At 66.7% G+C, this 1,627-nt stretch carries 1 protein-coding gene; it reads left to right on the plus strand.

Translation table 11 applies throughout. The features are described from left to right. The first annotated feature begins 23 nt into the window (after positions 1-23). Positions 24-1,448, plus strand: a complete 1,425-nt coding sequence (locus WCE35_RS23535; protein WP_424595708.1) for a M48 family metalloprotease — start codon at positions 24-26, stop codon at positions 1,446-1,448. Positions 1,449-1,627 lie beyond the last annotated feature (179 nt).

Genomic DNA, 1,627 nt, shown 5'->3' on the forward strand with positions numbered 1-1,627 from the left:
GCCTTCGGGCGGCGGCAGCCTTATTGTGCCTGGCTTTGGCGCTGTCGGCCTGCGGCGACATGGCGCGGTTCCAGAACGCTTCGCCCGCGACCACGGCGTCGGCGAAGCCGAATCGCAACGTGGCGCAAACGCCCGCGACCGAGCGCGAGCACGAACGCATCCTTTCCTCCTATGGCGGCACCTATGAAGATCCGAAGCTGGAAGCCCTGATCGGCAAGACCGTCGACCGGCTGGTCGCGGCCTCCGATCGCCCCGATCAGGCCTACAAGGTGACGATCCTCAATTCCGGCGCGGTCAACGCGTTCGCGCTGCCGACCGGCCAGCTCTATGTGACGCGCGGCCTGATCGCGCTGGCGAGCGATACCTCGGAACTTTCCTCGGTGCTGAGCCACGAGATGGCGCACGTGCTGGCCAAGCACGCCTCGATCCGCGAGGACCAGGCGCGGCAGGCGGCGGTGGTGACCCGCGTCGTCACCGACATGAGCAGCGATCCCGACTTGACCGCGCTGGCGCTGGCCAAAACCAAGCTGACGATGGCGAGCTTCTCACGCACCCAGGAATTCGAGGCCGATGGAATCGGCGTCGGCATTTCCGCCCGCGCGCATTTCGATCCCTTTGGCGCATCGCGCTTCCTGTCGGCGATGGAGCGCAACGCCGCGCTGAAGGTCGGCAAGACCGCGCTCGATCCGCGCGCGCAGGACTTCCTCTCCTCGCATCCGGCGACGCCCGAGCGCGTCCGGAATGCGCAAGCCACCGCGCGGCAATACGCCTCGCCGGAAAGCAGCGAACGTGATCGCGAGACCTATCTCGCGGCGATCGACAACATCGTCTATGGCGAGGACCCCAGCGAAGGTTTCGTGCGCGGACGGCGTTTCCTGCATCCCAAGCTCGGCTTCACCTTCGCGGCGCCCGATACGTTCACGCTCGACAATACCGCGCAGGCGGTGATCGGGGTGCGCGAGGGCGGCACGCAAGCGATGCGCTTCGACGTGGTGCGGGTGCCGGCCGAACAGTCGCTCGGCGATTATCTGAGTTCGGGCTGGATGGAAGGCGTCGACAAGGCTTCAACCGAGGATCTCACCATCAACGGTTTTCCGGCGGCCTCGGCCACCGCGCGCGGCGAGCAGTGGCAGTTCAAGGTCTATGCGCTGCGCTTCGGCAGCGACGTCTACCGCTTCATCTTCGCGGCAAGACAGAAGACCACCGAAAGCGACCGCAATGCGCGCGAGACCGTGAATTCGTTCCGCCGCCTGACGCTCGAGGAAATCCAGGCGGCCAGGCCGCTGCGCATCAAGGTCATCACCGTGCAGCCCGGCGACACCGTGGAATCGCTGTCGCACCGCATGGCCGGCATCGACCGCCCGGCGGAACGCTTTCGCGCGTTGAACGGCCTCGACTCCCACGCCCAGGTCAAGCCGCGCGACCGGGTGAAGATCGTGGTGGATTGACGGCGGAACGCAGTTCCTGGGTGCGAAGCGAACCCGGAGGTGACATCCATTTTGCAAGGCTCTCGTTTCCCGGACGCGGTGCAGCGTTCTTCACGATGCGCCGCAGAGCCGGGACCCAGGTGCGACCGGGAACGGTGGACCCCGGATCAGCAGCGCACCACGCCGCAAGCGCGGCGCGC

It is taken from the genome of Bradyrhizobium sp., from assembly GCF_049691595.1.
Lineage (GTDB): Bacteria > Pseudomonadota > Alphaproteobacteria > Rhizobiales > Xanthobacteraceae > Bradyrhizobium.